Source organism: Candidatus Phaeomarinobacter ectocarpi, from assembly GCF_000689395.1.
In the GTDB taxonomy this organism is placed as follows: Bacteria; Pseudomonadota; Alphaproteobacteria; order CGMCC-115125; family CGMCC-115125; genus Pyruvatibacter; species Pyruvatibacter ectocarpi.
Map to the genome: position 1 here is coordinate 287,521 of NZ_HG966617.1, position 14,920 is coordinate 302,440.

The 14,920-nt window shown below is 58.8% G+C and carries 17 protein-coding genes; 8 read left to right on the forward strand and 9 right to left on the reverse strand.

Annotation, left to right across the window (positions count from 1 at the left end; all coding sequences use genetic code 11):
• Positions 1-40: 40 nt before the first annotated feature.
• Positions 41-718 carry a helix-turn-helix transcriptional regulator gene (locus BN1012_RS01380; protein WP_043948216.1) on the reverse strand — a complete coding sequence of 226 codons (678 nt, stop codon included), beginning with the start codon at positions 716-718 and terminating at the stop codon, positions 41-43.
• A gap of 102 nt (positions 719-820) precedes the next feature.
• Between BN1012_RS01380 and BN1012_RS01385 the strand changes: the two genes are divergently transcribed.
• Positions 821-1,441 carry a glutathione S-transferase family protein gene (locus BN1012_RS01385; RefSeq protein WP_043948217.1) on the forward strand — a complete coding sequence of 207 codons (621 nt, stop codon included), beginning with the start codon at positions 821-823 and terminating at the stop codon, positions 1,439-1,441.
• A 43-nt stretch (positions 1,442-1,484) separates the two neighbouring features.
• Here the strand turns inward: BN1012_RS01385 and BN1012_RS01390 are convergent, their stop codons facing one another.
• Positions 1,485-2,072, reverse strand: a complete 588-nt coding sequence (locus BN1012_RS01390; RefSeq protein ID WP_043950478.1) for an alpha-ketoglutarate-dependent dioxygenase AlkB — start codon at positions 2,070-2,072, stop codon at positions 1,485-1,487.
• Positions 2,073-2,274: 202 nt separating this feature from the next.
• On the opposite strand from BN1012_RS01390, the gene BN1012_RS01395 reads away from it, so the two are divergent.
• From BN1012_RS01395 to BN1012_RS01405, 3 genes are all read left to right on the forward strand, one after another.
• On the forward strand, positions 2,275-3,369 hold the full coding sequence (locus BN1012_RS01395; RefSeq protein ID WP_081826145.1) for an acyltransferase family protein: 1,095 nt from the start codon (positions 2,275-2,277) through the stop codon (positions 3,367-3,369).
• Positions 3,370-3,543: 174 nt separating this feature from the next.
• The gene (locus BN1012_RS01400) at positions 3,544-3,774 is read left to right on the forward strand and encodes a hypothetical protein (protein ID WP_043948219.1); all 231 of its coding nucleotides are present in this window, start codon (positions 3,544-3,546) and stop codon (positions 3,772-3,774) included.
• Between the two features lie 82 nt (positions 3,775-3,856).
• Positions 3,857-4,942 (forward strand): NADH:flavin oxidoreductase, encoded by a 1,086-nt coding sequence (locus BN1012_RS01405; RefSeq protein WP_043948220.1) that lies wholly within the window; start codon positions 3,857-3,859, stop codon positions 4,940-4,942.
• Between the two features lie 6 nt (positions 4,943-4,948).
• Here the strand turns inward: BN1012_RS01405 and BN1012_RS01410 are convergent, their stop codons facing one another.
• Entirely contained in the window at positions 4,949-5,839 is an 891-nt protein-coding gene (locus BN1012_RS01410) for an alpha/beta fold hydrolase (protein WP_043948221.1), read from the reverse strand.
• A 183-nt stretch (positions 5,840-6,022) separates the two neighbouring features.
• Here BN1012_RS01410 and BN1012_RS01415 point away from each other — a divergent pair, with 183 nt between their 5' ends.
• Positions 6,023-6,859: an SDR family NAD(P)-dependent oxidoreductase gene (locus BN1012_RS01415; protein ID WP_043948222.1), complete on the forward strand. Its 837-nt coding sequence runs from the start codon at positions 6,023-6,025 to the stop codon at positions 6,857-6,859.
• 106 nt (positions 6,860-6,965) lie between these two features.
• Positions 6,966-8,165 carry an MFS transporter gene (locus BN1012_RS01420; protein ID WP_043948223.1) on the forward strand — a complete coding sequence of 400 codons (1,200 nt, stop codon included), beginning with the start codon at positions 6,966-6,968 and terminating at the stop codon, positions 8,163-8,165.
• Here BN1012_RS01420 and BN1012_RS01425 read toward each other — a convergent pair.
• The 3 genes from BN1012_RS01425 to BN1012_RS01435 are packed head-to-tail and all read right to left on the reverse strand — an operon-like array spanning position 8,162 to position 10,771.
• Positions 8,162-8,737 (reverse strand): invasion associated locus B family protein, encoded by a 576-nt coding sequence (locus BN1012_RS01425; RefSeq protein WP_043948224.1) that lies wholly within the window; start codon positions 8,735-8,737, stop codon positions 8,162-8,164. The two genes, BN1012_RS01420 and BN1012_RS01425, sit on opposite strands and share 4 nt — an antisense overlap.
• Before the next feature lie 4 nt (positions 8,738-8,741).
• Positions 8,742-9,656, reverse strand: a complete 915-nt coding sequence (locus BN1012_RS01430) for a pirin family protein (RefSeq protein WP_043948225.1) — start codon at positions 9,654-9,656, stop codon at positions 8,742-8,744.
• A 59-nt stretch (positions 9,657-9,715) separates the two neighbouring features.
• Complete coding sequence (locus BN1012_RS01435) at positions 9,716-10,771, reverse strand: nucleoside hydrolase (protein WP_043948226.1); 1,056 nt, start codon at positions 10,769-10,771, stop codon at positions 9,716-9,718.
• Positions 10,772-10,929: 158 nt separating this feature from the next.
• Here BN1012_RS01435 and BN1012_RS01440 point away from each other — a divergent pair, with 158 nt between their 5' ends.
• Positions 10,930-11,739: a helix-turn-helix domain-containing protein gene (locus tag BN1012_RS01440; protein WP_043948227.1), complete on the forward strand. Its 810-nt coding sequence runs from the start codon at positions 10,930-10,932 to the stop codon at positions 11,737-11,739.
• On the opposite strand, the gene BN1012_RS01445 is transcribed toward BN1012_RS01440, so the two are convergent.
• Together BN1012_RS01445 and BN1012_RS01450 are read right to left on the reverse strand one after the other, a co-directional pair.
• Positions 11,736-12,269, reverse strand: coding sequence for a styrene oxide isomerase (locus BN1012_RS01445; RefSeq protein ID WP_197538326.1), 534 nt, complete (start codon positions 12,267-12,269; stop codon positions 11,736-11,738). The two genes, BN1012_RS01440 and BN1012_RS01445, sit on opposite strands and share 4 nt — an antisense overlap.
• A 35-nt stretch (positions 12,270-12,304) precedes the next feature.
• Positions 12,305-13,228 carry a metal-dependent hydrolase gene (locus BN1012_RS01450; RefSeq protein ID WP_043948228.1) on the reverse strand — a complete coding sequence of 308 codons (924 nt, stop codon included), beginning with the start codon at positions 13,226-13,228 and terminating at the stop codon, positions 12,305-12,307.
• Between the two features lie 123 nt (positions 13,229-13,351).
• On the opposite strand from BN1012_RS01450, the gene BN1012_RS01455 reads away from it, so the two are divergent.
• Complete coding sequence (locus BN1012_RS01455; RefSeq protein ID WP_043948229.1) at positions 13,352-14,014, forward strand: TetR/AcrR family transcriptional regulator; 663 nt, start codon at positions 13,352-13,354, stop codon at positions 14,012-14,014.
• On the opposite strand, the gene BN1012_RS01460 is transcribed toward BN1012_RS01455, so the two are convergent.
• Positions 14,011-14,748: an epoxyqueuosine reductase QueH gene (locus tag BN1012_RS01460; RefSeq protein ID WP_043948230.1), complete on the reverse strand. Its 738-nt coding sequence runs from the start codon at positions 14,746-14,748 to the stop codon at positions 14,011-14,013. The genes BN1012_RS01455 and BN1012_RS01460 overlap by 4 nt on opposite strands.
• Between the last annotated feature and the right edge of the window lie 172 nt (positions 14,749-14,920).

Sequence of the window (14,920 nt, forward strand, 5' to 3'; positions counted from 1 at the left end):
CTTCCCTTTTCGAAAGCCCCTGCGCTGCAGACGCCTCGTTTTATGAAAACTGCGCAAGATAGGTGCGCAGGAGACTGGCGCGTTTTGGGCGGAAGCTTTCGTCTGTCGGCTTGAATGCGTCGATCCGCGCTACCCAGAATTTTCGAAAGTCCTTGCGGAGGCAGCACCAGGCAAGCAGGGCGCAGCCGGTGTCGAGATAGACGATGGCCAGCGGATAGATGCGCCGCTGTGTCCTGGCGCTGTTCGCATCGCGATAGTCGATGTCGAGCGCCCGTTCATCCCAGCAGGCCGAACGGATGTCCGAGATGTCCGGCGTGGTAGCCGCAGGCGCTTCATACCGATGGACCATATGGGTCGCGTGCAGCATCTGGCGCTGCAGTCGGTCGGGCAGCGTTGCTGTGATTTTGGCGAGGGCTGCATCAGCGGCTTCTGCCAGATGTGGATCACCACGTTGGCGGACATCGCTGAGACCAACGACCAGCGCTTCCATCTCAATGCGGTCGAACGTCTGCGGCGGCAGGGCCGGGTCTTCGGTGAGTGTGTAGCCAAGACCGGGCGCACCATCGATTAGCGCGCCGCCTGCCCGCAGACTTTCAATGTCGCGGTAAAGCGTGCGCTCGGAGACTTCGGTCTCGCGCGCAAGCCGGGCGGCGGTCACCGGTTTGGGCAATACCCGCAAGGCATTGAGAAGGCGGAATAGGCGTTCAGGTCGGCTCATGAAATCCCCTCATGAAATCCCCTCATGACATCCTGACGGAAACTGACAGTATGTTCCGCATATACCAGATGGCCTGTCGAAGCCAACTTGTGGGATCAACTCATGCTGACGCTCTATCATTCGCCCAACTCTCGTTCCTCGCGCATCATTCGTCTGATTGATGAACTGGATGTCTGGAACGAGATCGATGTCCAGATTGTCGGCGTCGCGCGCAACGATGGATCAGGCGGGCGCGACCCCAAGAACCCCCATCCCGAAGGCAAAGTGCCTCTGCTGGTTCATGACGGCGTGGAGATTTGGGAATCGAACGCGATCATCCTCTATCTCACCGACCTGTTCCCCAAGGCCGGGATGGGCCCGGTTGTGGGCGATCCGCAGCGCGGCCGCTATCTCAGCTGGCTTGCATGGTACGGCAACGTTGTAGAGCCGGTTATTGCGATTGGCGTGGCGAACCTGTCGCACCCGGTCCTCGACGTCACGTTCCGGGGAATGCCTGAGATGATCGCCCGCTTGTCTGCTGCGCTTGAAAGCAGTCTATTCCTGATGGGAGAGAGGTTTACAGCCGCGGACCTCTTGCTGGTCTCGACCTTCACCTGGTCGCCAGACGCTGCCCCGGACAATCAGGCCATCAAGGAATGGATCGCGCGATGCGAAGCCAGGCCATCCGCAAAGCGAATGGCCGCGTTCGATAGCAACCATCTTGAACAAAGCAACGACACCTGATGGGTCGCGGTGCCTGTTGGATGAAGAGTGACAGTCGCAGCTTCTAGCCTGCCAGGACTGTTCTGTATGTGAGCGAAACCCGTCGTTTGCGCGCTGTGCGAACGCCCTCAACCACATCGGATTTGCGGGCGGGGATTGCGTGCGTCCACTCAAAGCGTGCTGGCCCACCAAGCACCAGCAGGCTTCGTGGTTCAAGCAGACAGCCAACCTTGGCACCACTCGTCTTGTTGCCAAAAACAATCTCGCACGGTGACCCGAGCGACAATGACGCGACCACAGGGCCAAAACAGGGAACGCAGTCAGTGTGTGGAGCGATGCCTTGCCCGGGCTCGTACTCATTCACGATGATCTGGCTTGGCTGTTCACCAAACAGATCCAAAGCCCTGATCAAATCACACTCAGCCCTGAGAGACAGCGGCAGCGGGCCGAGATAGGCGTCCGCAGCGACATGTCTGGCGCGATAGTCGTAAACCCAGCCATAGTGCTGAACCCGGCGACGCAGATCATCCCGCCAGTGCTGACGGTCCACCCACTCCAGCAACTCCACCTCACGCGCCGAAGAAACGAATTCGGAGATCAGCACCGCACCTGCCGGCAGGTCGGCAAGGCGTTTGTCTTGGATGTGACTCATGAGCGGTGTTGCTTTGTCAGCAGATATTGCCTCTGGAAACGCCATGGAACCGTAAGGCCCCTCTATAACGAATTCTATTGCCACGCATCACAACGAGCCACTGGCACATTCCTCGCAACGTCCTGTCTTATCGAGGTGTTCAGCGCGCGGGTGTCCACAAAGGGCACAGCGCAACGCCTCGGATATTTGGGCGGGTACGGCTATGGCTAGGGTTAAAATCCTTGGAGACGTGTCTTCTGGACGCGACAACAATCTCAATTTGATGCGGTTGGTTGCAGCAGCCCTTGTGGCGCTGTCGCACAGCTATCTTATCGTTAATGGAGAGGGCAGTTCCCAGCCATTGGCTGATCTGACCGGCTTTACGCTGGGCTATCACGCGGTCAATATCTTCTTTGTGGTCAGCGGGTTTCTGGTCATCCGCAGCTGGCATCGCTCGTCTTCGCTGACCCATTTCGGGGCAGCGCGTGCGATTCGTATTCTCCCGGCACTGATTGTCTGCGTCGTGATGACTGCCTTGATGGTTCTGCCGTTTGCCTCCAGCCTGTCGCTGTGGGCGTATTTCACGTCGCCGCAAACCATGGCCTACGTGCCGCTGACCGCGAGCCTCGTGACGCCCGATGCCCTGCTGCCCGGCGTGTTTGAAACCAATCCGGTTCCCTTCGAGATCAACGGGTCCCTGTGGACACTGCGCTACGAGATTGTCTGCTACGCAGCCCTGGCGGTTCTGGGCATGCTCGGCGTGTTTTCAACCCGGCTGAAAATGCTTGTGGTCTTTGCGGTGCTGAGTGCACCGCTGATTGTTCTGTCTTTCATGCCGACCCTGTTTGCCGACATCACACCTGCGCAGCATCTGGTGCGCTTTGGCCTGTGCTTCGGCCTGGGTGTGCTGGCCCATGAGCTGCGCGACACCATTCCCTTACACTGGACTGGCGTGGCCGCGCTGTTCGCGTCCGCCGTTGTGGCCCACGGCACGGCGGCTTTCCCTTTGGCGTTATATGTTTTCGTTGCCTACACGTCTTTGTGGGTTGCGTTCATTCCCGAAGGGCCGGTGCGCAAGTTCAATCAGTTCGGGGACATTTCATACGGCCTCTACATCTACGCCTTCCCGATTCAGCAATTGCTGATCTATCAGCTGCCCGCATTGGAGCCGCTGGAACTGTTTGTGGCCACGCTGGCCATCACGATCCCTGTTGCCACCGTGTCGTGGCTATGGATCGAGCAGCCCATGCTGACTCACAAAGACGCGATATATGGAGTCCTGCGGCGCGCTTTGAAGCTGTCTCCGGCACGCGCTTAGCGACACCTATACAAGCGGCGGCTGACAAATGCCGAACTTTCCGGGAACGACACAAAACAAACTGTGCATCGCCGGGAGGCGCCGTGACTCATCTCAGGAAAAAGCCTCTGTCAAAATTCGCGGCGATGCCTGGCCTGCCAGTGCGCAAGGCGCTGGCCGGCACTGCTGCGGGCCTTGCCCTTCTGGTCGCGGGATCCGGTTCCTGCACAAGACGTCACGGCCGATGCTGCCCTTGTTAAGCAGGCCCGCGTCATTCATGCCCAGAGCCTTGTACTGGATGCCCATGCGGACATCGTCATTCCATCAACGTCCAGGAGTTATCTGGCCGAATTTGTCATCATGGCCTACGGCATCGGCCCGGTGTCCGGCTGTCACGTCAAACCCGCCGCCTCTTGTGCGACCTAACCGATTTGACGCAAGCGCTGCGAATGCGCACCCTGAGCCTCAAATCCATATTTGAATTTCACACCATTCGGAGCCTGCCCAGATGACAGACCTGCTGTCACCGCTCTCTTTCACGAGCGGTCCCTCCATGAAAAACCGTTTCATGCTTGCCCCCCTCACCAACTGCCAAAGCAATGCTGACGGCACCCTGTCGGATGACGAGTACACATGGCTCACCATGCGCGCCAAGGGCGGTTTCGGACTCACCATGACCTGTGCATCGCACGTGCAGGCCATCGGGCAGGGCTTCCCCGGTCAACTGGGCATCTGGGATGACAAGCACATTCCCGGCCTCACCCGCATGGCGGAGGGCATCAAGGCGCATGACAGTGTCGCCCTGGTTCAACTGCATCATGCCGGCATGCGATCATCACTGGTAAAAGAACTGCTGGATGGTCCCCCAGTATGTCCATCCGACAACGAGCGATCCGGCGCACGTGGGTTGTCACTGGCGGAGACGCAGCAACTCGTTGAAGATTTTGTCCGTGGCGCTGAGCGCGCCGAGGCGGCAGGCTTTGATGGCGTCGAGCTGCACGGGGCGCATGGGTACATCCTGTGCCAGTATTTCAGCGCTTCCATCAACAAGCGCGATGACCAGTATGGTGGGGATACGGAGGGCCGCTTCCGCATTCTGTTCGAGATCATCGAAGGTGTCCGTGCCCGATGCCGCAAGGACTTTGTGCTGGGTGTGCGGCTGTCACCGGAACGTTTCGGCATGCAGCTTGGTGAAGTTCTTGGCGTCGCTGAAAAGCTCCTGAACGACGACCGCGTGGACTTCCTCGACATGTCCCTGTGGGACTGCTTCAAGGAACCCGAAGAAGACGACTTCAAGGGAAAATCCTTGCTGGATCACTTCGGTGCCCTCAAGCGCGGCAACACCCGACTGGGTGCAGCAGGTGCACTCGAAACACCGGCGGACGCTGAAAAAGTGCTGGCAACCGGGTACGACTACGCCATGCTTGGTCGCGCTGCTATGTGGAACCACGATTTCCCGAAACTCTATGAAGCCAACCGCAGCTTCACGCCGGCCACCTTGCCTGCGAGCCGTGGGTATCTGAATGCCGAAGGCATCTCGGACACCTTCGTGGACTACATCAAGGGCAACTGGCCGCAATATGTTGCGGAGTAGCCTGGTCTAGTTCAGCCGGTCGAGATAGCTGAGGATTGCTTGCGCTATCGCGTCCGGCTGCTCTGGAAGCAGCGCGTGTCCCGCGTCCTCGATGAGGGCAACCTCAACGCGCCCGGCAAATTCTTCAGCCAGAACGTCTGACGCATCCTCTTTGGGCGCCACCGTGTCGCTGTCCGCCTGCACCACAAGAATGGGCACGCCACCAGCCGCCTGCCATGGCTCGTCGCCCATTTGCTGCCACGACTTGCCCTGCAATGTGGCCGTATCCCTGTACCAGCCAACCTTCCAGTAGTCCGGTATGGGATTGTCGCCGGCAAAAAACGCCATGCGGATATTCGCTTCGCGCACGTCTGCAGGAACGGTCGGATCAAATGCTGCCCTCAGGGCCTTGCTGGCCTCAACGGGCACAGGCTTTTGTCCACCGGCGGCAATCAATATCGCTGCCCGCACGCGCGGTGCATGATCATGGGCAAAGGCGCGCACCACGCGATTGCCAAAGGCATGGCCCAGCACCACCACCGGACCGCTCACTTTTTCTCTGGCAAGGACTGTATCGATGTCAGCAGCAAGATCGCGCAGGCTCACAGGCTTGTCCGGCAAGGCAGATCCACCAATGCCCGGGGCTTCAATTGCGATGGTTCGAAATCCATTGGCCACCAGTATTGTCACCAGTTCATTGAAGTCGCTCACTTCGCGCCCGGCGCTGGCCATCAAAACCACAACCGGCCCGTCACCATTGGCGAAATACTCAATTGCACGGCCATCCCGTTCGGCTTGATAGGAATATCCAACAGCAGGGCGAGCGGGGCTGTCAGGCAGGGGGGCATAGACCATCCAGAATACTCCAGTGAGAAGCGCTAGCAACGCGGCAATGGCCAAGGAGGCAAATCTCAGCATACGGATGTTCCTCTGGCCAATCCGGTCGTCTGGTGACAATGTCTCCAGAACCTGTCAATTGACGTGTGCTCCTGCCTGCGCGGCGAGTAGGTCATGCCGACTCTACAAATTGGTTGGGTATGAAACAACACACCCCCACCTAGGCACATAGAAGCCAGACCAGATCGAACGGAACACGAACAAATGCAGATAGACGGCAAGACAGCATTCATTACCGGCGGTGCTTCGGGAATTGGATTTGAAATCGCAAAGTCACTGGGCCAAGAGGGCGCCCAGGTGATGATTGCAGATCTGGATCAGGCAAAAGTTGATGAGGCTGTTGAAGCGCTCATCGCACTTGGCGTGACCGCGTGGGGAACCACATGTGACGTCGCCGACGAAGCCGCCATGCGTGCCGCTGCCGATAAGGCCGTGGCTGAACTCGGCGGCGTTGACATCCTGGTCAACAATGCGGGTGTCAGCCTTGGTGGTGACACGGGCACCATCCCCCTCAAGGACTGGCGCTGGATCATCGACGTCAATGTGATGGGTGTCGTGCATGGCACGGAGATATTCACGCCGCTTCTCAAGGCGCGTGGCGGCGGCCACATCGTCAACGTGGCGTCCATGGCTGGCCATTGGGCAAGTCCTGGCCTCTCTCCCTACTGTGCGACAAAGTTTGCCGTTGTTGGCCTGTCTGAAAGCCAACGCCTTGAACTTGAGGCGCACAAGATCGGCGTCAGTGTTCTGTGCCCTGGGTTTGTGCGTACCAATATCCACAACGCCCATCTCGGCCGTCCCTCGGGCCAGACCTATGACGACGCTGCAGGCCTGGAAGCCATGACAGCCTTTGTGGAAGGCGGCATGCCCCCTGAAGTCGTTGGGGGTCTTACGCTTGATGCAATCCGCGACAACCGCCTCTACATCTTCTCAGACCCTGACATGAGCGCTGCGATTGATGCGCGCCGCGACATGATCCAGGCGGACTATGCAGCCTGTGCTGCAAATCCGCGCGTCAAAGCCTTCCGCGAGAGCCGCTGACACAAGCGTCCTTGCGCGTCACGGTCTGGTGTTGAGGGGGCGGGCGGCGTATGACGCTGCCTCACCAGTGCTGGCTGTGCCCGGCGCAAGATCGGGCGGAGCATAAATGACGTCGAACGACAGCCAGCATGGACACACCCTGAGCAGGCCACGTTTGTATCTGCTCGCGCTGGCAAGTGCCGTCGTCACGGCCAATGCCTACTACATTCACCCGATCATTGCCGTGGTGGCGGAGGACTTTGGTGTCAGTGCATCGATCATTGGTGCGGTGCCCGCCTTCAACCAGATCGCACTGGCATTGGGTATCTTCTTCCTGCTGCCACTGGGTGACCGGGTCAGCAACAAGCGCCTGACATCCATCTTTGTCGCGGCGCAGTTTTTTGCCATTGCCGGAATGGCATTTGCCCAGGACTTCGAGCTGTTTGTCGCAGGTTCGACCCTATTGGGTTTCTTCACCATCGCGCCCTATCTGTTGCCCGCCTATGTGTCGCGCCGTGTGGCCCCCGGTGAGCTTGGCCACGCGACAGCCATTCTCACCACGGGCATCATTGCCGGTATTCTGGTGGCGCGTGCTGGTGGCGGTATTCTGGCGGAGCAGTTTGGCTGGCGCTCGGTCTATTACGCAGCGGCGGGTCTCATGCTCCTCGTCTCCATCCTGCTACCATTCATCATGGAGCCGCGCGATCGCGAGACAGTACCTGGCCAGAGTTACGCCGAGCTGATCCTCTCAATCTTTCCGATCATCGGCCGCCATCCCGACATCCTTTTATCCGGCGTCATCCAGGCGCTGAGCTTTGGCATTTTTCTGGCAGTATGGATGGGCCTTGGCCTTCATCTGACCAGCCCGCAAATGGGCTATGGTGTGGACGTGGTTGGCTATCTGGCGGTCTTCTCCGCCATCAGCCTTGTCACGACGGCACGCCTTGGGAAATGGGCAGATGAGGTGGGTGCCACCAAAGCCCGCTTCGTGTTGGCCATAGGTCAACTCGCCGCCGTTGTGACCCTGCCATTCTTTGGACATAGCCTGTGGCTGTTGATGATCCCGATCATCTTGATGAACCTGGTCGGCCCTGCCATCGACGTGTCCGGACGCATGACGTTCCTCAGTCTCGACCCTGAAATCCGCACCCGCCTGATGACGATCTATATCGTCATCATGTTTGCAGGTGGCGGCATTTTCAGCTGGGCAGGAACCATCGCGTATGACCTGGCAGGATGGAACGGCAATGCCGTCCTGTCGGTGATCCTGTCCATCCTCGTCCTTGGGTTGGCGGCCCTGAGCCTGCGGCAGCAGCGCGAGCGCTAGTCGCTCTGGCGGTAGGCATCCATCCAGCGAAGCGCGTTGGTCAGGCCAAAGAGCGAAAACTGGACGTTGCCGGTCTCGCCGTTTTCATCCGTAAACCGCACAACCATGGAAGACCCGGCCTGCATCGCTGGGAGCATGTCGAGATTGCTGCGCGACTGGCCGAACGTGAATTCATTCACCACATTGCCCTCGCGGTAGTAGCCATCATCGGCACCGAACTCAAAGGTACCCAGCGACTCACCGTCGATGATGATCTCCATGGGCATCGACGTGTCTGCCATCACGGCGATCGGTACGAACTGCATCTGGTAATCAAGACCAACCGTGCCGGAGCGGACATAAAACTGGTAATCCCCTACATGCCCCACCTTGCCGGCGTAGCCGACGGCACGGCAGGCATCTTCGCCTGGCTTGCACACGGCCAGCCAGTCCCGGAAGTAAGCGCGTGTCTCACCATATTTGGTGGTGATGCTGTTGGGCACGGGGGCTGAGTTGAAGCCCTGCGCGTGTGCCGGCGCCATGAACGCAAACGCCGCACACATCAGTGCACCAAGGAATGTGAGATTTTTCATGTTCTTACTTCTCCGGAAGCGGAATGAATTCTTCTTCGCCGGGCACCTTGGCAAAGCGGCCCTCCTGCCAGTCCTGCTTGGCCTGCTCAATACGCTCAGGCCGGGTAGACACCAGGTTCCACCAGAGTTTGCGCGGACCAATGGGAGCGCCACCAATCAACATCAGATGTGCGCCGTGTGGCGAAGTTATGGCCGGGGTCACATGCTGGTCGAGCACCAGCATCTGCATTTTCCCAAACGTATCGCCCGCGACCTCTATTTCTCCGTCAACAACATAAAGGGCACGCTCTTCAACCCCGACGGGAACGCCAAACTGCGTGCCGGGCTGCATGCGAACATCCGCATACAGCGTTTCTGAATAGACCTTCATCGGCGACACCATGCCAAAGGCCCCGCCGGCGATCAGCGCCACACGCACGCCGCCATGGTCCACCACTGGAATATCTTCCATGGGGTAGTGCTCAAATGTGGGATCAATCTCTTCATCTTCCGCAGGCAAGGCGTGCCAGGTCTGAATGCCTTCAATGCGCGCGTCACTGTCACGAAAATGATCCGGCGAGCGCTCCGAGTGCACAATCCCGGACCCGGCCGTCATCCAGTTGACTTCACCCGGCTTGATTTCCTGAACCGCGCCGATGCTGTCGCGGTGCATCATGGAGCCATCAAACAGCCAGGTCAGGGTTGATAGGCCGATATGGGGATGCGGGCGTACATCGATGCCTTGTCCGGCAGGCAACATCGCGGGTCCCATATGGTCAAAGAACACAAACGGGCCGATGGATCGCGCCTCAATCGACGGCAGTACCCGGCGCACCTCAAAGCCACCGATGTCCTTTGGCTTTGGTGTGATGACCGCCCTTACCGGTGCGCACCCGGTTTCGCCGTTGCAGTCTGCGTCCTGTGATGGTTGCCAGCTCATTTGACCCTCTGAAAAGTGCGAAACAGTTGGCACCCATACTGGCGGTACGCAGAGGTTTTTTAAAGCGGTGAGTGGTCGGGCGTCACGGCCAGCCCCTCAAGAAGCGAAAGAGTGCCACCCAGATATCTCGTACAGTAAGTGACCTTATGGGTTGCAGCCGCCTGGGCCTCACCAACGAGCAGCCCTGTCTGGGGCAGCAATGCTCCATAGCTTTTTCTGTCTGTCGCAATGCGTGCGGGCTCAAGGGCGCAGTCAAACCGGTCCGGCGTCGAGAGATACTCTGCTGCAAGCAGATCAAACGGATAAAACCCGTCGCGCCCCACGTCCTCTTGCCAAAAGGCCAGCCATGCCTTTGATCGTTCCGCCACCCATGAGACAGCACCCGTGGAAGCGGTAAGAACCGCGAGGTCCTGCGACGTGATTTCCACCTGGCGGGCAAGCTCGTACGGCAGGAGCGTCACCGCGATATCAAGAGTTGCCAGCAGGCGCGCCGCCTCGGTGTCTTCACATAGATTGAAATCCCTAAAAAGCGGGCCGTGCCCGAACAGCACACCTCCGGTTGCCCCTTCTGCCGGGTGAAATGCATGGCCTTCCCGTTTACCCATGACGGCAACTGCGTTTGTCACATTGTCGGCAAGGTCGGGCCGTGCGCTGAAGAGGTCTGCAAGATTGGTCAGTGGCCCCAGCGCAACAAGCGTCAGCGGCCCTTCTTCCAGAGCCCGTGCAAGGGCCTGTGTGGCATCCGTTTCACGAAGGACAGGGGGAGAGAAGGGTGACGCCGCGCCGCGATGTACCTGCAGGAGTCGACCCGTCTCCCGCGCGATTTCAAATGCCAGTGCGCGTGTAATGGTATCTGTGGACTCAATGCCGGCATTGCCAAACACAGTCGAGATCCCGACGATCTCGATGTCCTCATTGCGGGCAAGGGCAGCAAGCGCGAAGCAGTCGTCCGGGTCCACGCGGCCCGGTGCGCCGCAGGCGGCGTCCGTGTCGATCCATACCCGTTGCGGTGCGGCGGAAGCGGATGTGAATGCGAGCCCTGCCACAAGAACGCCGAGCAGGGCGGACAGGCCAAAACCTGTTCCGATCACACGAAAAGTGAAGCCCCTGCTCATGTTTTCCGCCCTAAGTTGACAATCTAGATGTCACTTGGGGGATTGGACCCGTGCTTTCAACCCGCTTTGCACCTTACCTGGAAGGTAAGTGTAAGCTGATAGGTGCCTCCTAATATATAAGCCAGCCCAACCTGTTTGCCCGTCTCAGGAGACCCACAATGAATGACTTGATTGCCAATCCTGCCGGCTTGGAAGGGACAGAACCTGAGACCTTTGGCGATCATCTGCGTCTCTGGCGCCGGATTCGAGGCCTCAGCCAACTGCAGTTGAGCGTGCGGGCGGACGTATCATCCCGCCATGTGTCGTTTCTGGAGTCCGGCCGCGCCAAACCCAGCCGCCAGATGGTGGATACGCTGGCCGACGCGCTGGACATTCCCCTGCGCGCCCGCAACCCGCTGCTTCTCTCGGCGGGGTTTGCGCCCGCCTACCGCGAGACAGCGCTGGAAGCGCCGGACGCAAGTTACATCCGCCAGGTGCTTGAAACGGTTCTCAAGAGCACCGAGCCGTTTCCAGCGCTTGTGCTGGATCGCCACTGGCGCGTGCTGATGACGAATGCCGGTGGCGGATTGCTCATGAGCCTTGCAGGCGACGACAGTGCCGACAAAACCATGTTCGAGCTCATGCTCCAGCCCGGCCCCATGCGCGATGCGATCGTCAACTGGGATGAGGTTGTGTCCGACGTGCTCAAACGCGTGCGCCGGGAAGCAGACCACGCAGGCGACGACACCGTCCTCAAAATGATGATGGAGATGCTGCCCAAGGGCTGGAAGCCGCCGCGCCGCGCTGACAATGCAGTGCCTCTCATCATCCCCCTGCACATGCGTCTGGGCGATGTGGACATGCGCTTCACGTCGATCATTGGCAGCCTCGGCACCGCCGCTGACATCGGCCTGGCAGAACTCTCTATCGAGACATTCCTGCCGGCCGATGAAGCAACCGAGAAAGTGCTGCGTGAGATGATCTCCTAAGCGTTTTTCGTTTCTTTGAGGTACGCCAGTGCGCCGATGGCGATGACGGCCAGCATGATGTGCACGGCCATGACCGGCGGCCAGCCGAACAGGTAGATCACGTCATTGGCAAGACTCTGCTTGAACGGGCCACCGCCAAACGCCAGGCCACGTGTGCCAAAAAACGTGTTGGCCATGGCAGGCAGGGTAAACAGCCATGCGGTGATCAGGGACGACCACAGAAGCACCGTCTGCATCCGGTCGGTCAGCCGAAGGTAGCGCCCGCCAAAGCCAAGCCCCATCAGCATCAGGCCCTGCGTGATGGCTTCCATATGACCCATGCGAAAGGCGCGGGAGTCGCCGGGAATATCCACTTCAATCTGAATCGGCAGCGGCCAGAGAACGATCTCGCCAAGCAGATGGAAGAACCATACCCACCCGAAAAGGCAGGCGACGGCAAAAAGCCCAAACCCGTTGAAAAAAAGCAGAGCGCGCCGTCTCTCGGTCATCACGCTCCGCTCCACACTGTCCGTATACGTTGTATCAGCCATCAGTCCGTGTTCTCCCCTTTGGTAATGCGCCGTCTTTATGCAGCGATAAGTGCCGGTTCTGGTTCTTCAAGCCGGGTCGTGTCGAGCTTGCCAAGCTGTTCGCCCATGGTCACCGGATGTGCGCCATACAGGTCCCACCACGCCTTCACCCAGTCAGGATCAGCAACCTTGCTGGGGTGATAGGAAGGCTTGAGAATGCGCAGCATCTTGGGCGTGAGGATGCGGAAGATGCGGCCAAGGTCCTTGGCCAGCTGCCAGCGTGAGTGCCAGTTGCGCCACAATCCGTCTTCCTTCAGGAGCGCGCGATACCCCTGGCCGATGCGGTACATGATGTGCGCAGTCGCAAACAGCAGCCCATAGATGCGCCAGAAGTATCCGCCACCAATGGCATGGAACACGTCAAAGGTCGCTTCCTTGTGCTCTATCTCTTCCACGAAATGCCACAGCACCAGCGAGGACACCGCAGGGTCCGCATCACCAAACAGATGTTCGCGGTCTTCCACCAGCATGTGCCCGATAGCGAGCGCCATGGACTCAAAACCTTCCGCATACGCCATGTTGAATTTGAGGGAGCGCTTCTCACCAAAGTTGGCATAGTCGCGCTTCAGCACGTCTTCAAAGGGCGCCACACTCTCATACCCACAGGCAGCCACCGTGTCGTTGAACATCTTGTGCTGGCGGTAGTGGGTTGTTTCCTGCGCGACGTAGCCGTTCAGCTCCTTGACCAGGGCAGGGTCATCAACCAGCGGGCGCGCCTTTGCCATGGTGCGGATCAGGTAGGGCTCAAGATAGGGCATCGCCAGCGACGCCGCGTTGACGATCTGGCTGAACTCCGGCCGCTTTTTGTTCCAGTGGGCGCCCTGTTCAATGGGAAAACTGAATTTCAGTTTGCGCACACCCCTGATGCGACCTTCAGGTGCGGCCCCATGTGACGTTTCGTCTTGCACGATCGTGTCCATTTCCCGGTCCTTCCCCTTGCGCGCGCTTCTGTGAGCAGCGACAATTAGAGTAATTCATCTAATTTAGAGTTTTTCCTCTAAAATCGGATGTCTGTCAAGTATGGCGTCAGTAGGACTGTGTAAATGGCCGGAAACCGGGAAAAAATAATTGAAGGCGCGCGCCAGTTGATGAACCGGGAGGGCACATCAGCCACCGGCACCACGCGTATTGCCGAAGCGCTCAGCATCAGCCCGGGCAATCTCTACTACCATTTCAAAAGCCGCGAAGAGATCGTGGCGGAGGTCTATGAGCGCTTTGAAACGGCATTCCGCGACAGCCTGGTGCGGGACATAGATCACATCTCTCCGGAGCGATTTGCAGCGTTCTATCTCAACGCCATGGAGATCGCCTGGGCCTATCGCTTTTTCTTCGCAAGTCAGACCGACCTTCTCACAGCCGATGAAAAACTCGCCGCGCGTTACAAGGAGTTCCAGAGCTGGAGCCTGGCCGCGCTGGAAGCAATCGTGGTCGTGCTGGAAAAACAGGGCACAGCCCTGCTGCCAAAGGCCCGTGCCCAGGCGGCGCGCCTGAGAAAGTCCATCGCGCTCAACACCTGGCTGCTCTGGAGTGCCTGGATCAGTTTTCGAAAAGTGGAAAAAGCCGAAAGCGAACTGGTGCGCGATGACATGGCCCGCGGCGCCGTCCAGATGTTCGACTTGTTCAGCCCTTGGCTTGATCCGGACTTTGAATCAAAGGCCCGCAAGGCCCTGACAAAGGAACTCGATCGTGTGGAGGCAGTGGCCTAGGCATCTGTATCTGTCTGGGCTTCTTTGGCAGCCAGTGCCTTCGCCTCGTAGTCCGTCTCCGGCTTGCCGTAATATTTGATACCATGGCGGATCGGTGGACGGCCCTGATCCATGCGGTGCTTGTTCGTATCGCGCAGGGAATAGACGCAGCCGCAATATTCCTGCTGATAAAACTCTTCTTCCTTTGAGACATCCAGCATCCGCTGGCTGCCGCCGCCCTTGCGCCAGTTGTGGGTCCAGTAGGCCATGTCCGGGTAGCGTGATGCCGCACGCTCGCCGGAGCCGTTGATCTGGTTGAAGTCCTTCCAGCGCGACGTACCCAGCGTTGAGCAGATGGTGCTGAACCCGTGCTCGTAGGCATACAAAGCCGTGCGCTCAAAGCGCATGTCGAAACACAGCGTGCAGCGGTGGCCGCGCTCGGGCTCGTTTTCAAAGCCGCGAATACGCTCGAACCAGTTGTCCTTGTCGTAGTCCAGGTCGATGAACGGCACGTTGAGCTTTTCCGCGTAGCGCATGTTCTCCTCTTTGCGGAGATCATATTCCTTACGCGGATGAATGTTCGGATTGTAGAACAGGATCGTGTACTCGATGCCCGAGCGCTCAATCTCGTTCATCACGTCACCCGAGCACGGCGCGCAGCACGAATGCAGAAGCAGCTTGTCTCCGGCAGGGAGAACAAGCGGCTCAGGCTTTAGCTTCTTGTCGGTCTTGGACTTGTTGGTGCTGTGCGTCATGGGCGGCGTTATACGGTGCGAAGCATTTGATTTCAAAGACAATTACACCGAAAGCAGGCATCAATTGACCTGCACAGAGAATTAGAACAAAGTGTAAACACGCTTCACTAACGGAGCGCGAAAGGAGTCTTCCTTTGAAGGCTGTTTTTCAAACCCCGAATTTGCGGCGAGG

Coding starts and splice junctions, on each gene's coding strand:
- BN1012_RS01420 (WP_043948223.1), top strand. CDS start 6,966: ATGACGTCGAACGACAGCCAGCATGGACACACCCTGAGCAGGCCACGT.
- BN1012_RS01440 (WP_043948227.1), top strand. CDS start 10,930: ATGAATGACTTGATTGCCAATCCTGCCGGCTTGGAAGGGACAGAACCT.
- BN1012_RS01410 (WP_043948221.1), bottom strand. CDS start 5,839: ATGCTGAGATTTGCCTCCTTGGCCATTGCCGCGTTGCTAGCGCTTCTC.
- BN1012_RS01460 (WP_043948230.1), bottom strand. CDS start 14,748: ATGACGCACAGCACCAACAAGTCCAAGACCGACAAGAAGCTAAAGCCT.
- BN1012_RS01390 (WP_043950478.1), bottom strand. CDS start 2,072: ATGAGTCACATCCAAGACAAACGCCTTGCCGACCTGCCGGCAGGTGCG.
- BN1012_RS01395 (WP_081826145.1), top strand. CDS start 2,275: ATGGCTAGGGTTAAAATCCTTGGAGACGTGTCTTCTGGACGCGACAAC.
- BN1012_RS01405 (WP_043948220.1), top strand. CDS start 3,857: ATGACAGACCTGCTGTCACCGCTCTCTTTCACGAGCGGTCCCTCCATG.
- BN1012_RS01445 (WP_197538326.1), bottom strand. CDS start 12,269: ATGGCTGATACAACGTATACGGACAGTGTGGAGCGGAGCGTGATGACC.
- BN1012_RS01415 (WP_043948222.1), top strand. CDS start 6,023: ATGCAGATAGACGGCAAGACAGCATTCATTACCGGCGGTGCTTCGGGA.
- BN1012_RS01450 (WP_043948228.1), bottom strand. CDS start 13,228: ATGGACACGATCGTGCAAGACGAAACGTCACATGGGGCCGCACCTGAA.
- BN1012_RS01425 (WP_043948224.1), bottom strand. CDS start 8,737: ATGAAAAATCTCACATTCCTTGGTGCACTGATGTGTGCGGCGTTTGCG.
- BN1012_RS01430 (WP_043948225.1), bottom strand. CDS start 9,656: ATGAGCTGGCAACCATCACAGGACGCAGACTGCAACGGCGAAACCGGG.
- BN1012_RS01380 (WP_043948216.1), bottom strand. CDS start 718: ATGAGCCGACCTGAACGCCTATTCCGCCTTCTCAATGCCTTGCGGGTA.
- BN1012_RS01385 (WP_043948217.1), top strand. CDS start 821: ATGCTGACGCTCTATCATTCGCCCAACTCTCGTTCCTCGCGCATCATT.
- BN1012_RS01455 (WP_043948229.1), top strand. CDS start 13,352: ATGGCCGGAAACCGGGAAAAAATAATTGAAGGCGCGCGCCAGTTGATG.
- BN1012_RS01435 (WP_043948226.1), bottom strand. CDS start 10,771: ATGAGCAGGGGCTTCACTTTTCGTGTGATCGGAACAGGTTTTGGCCTG.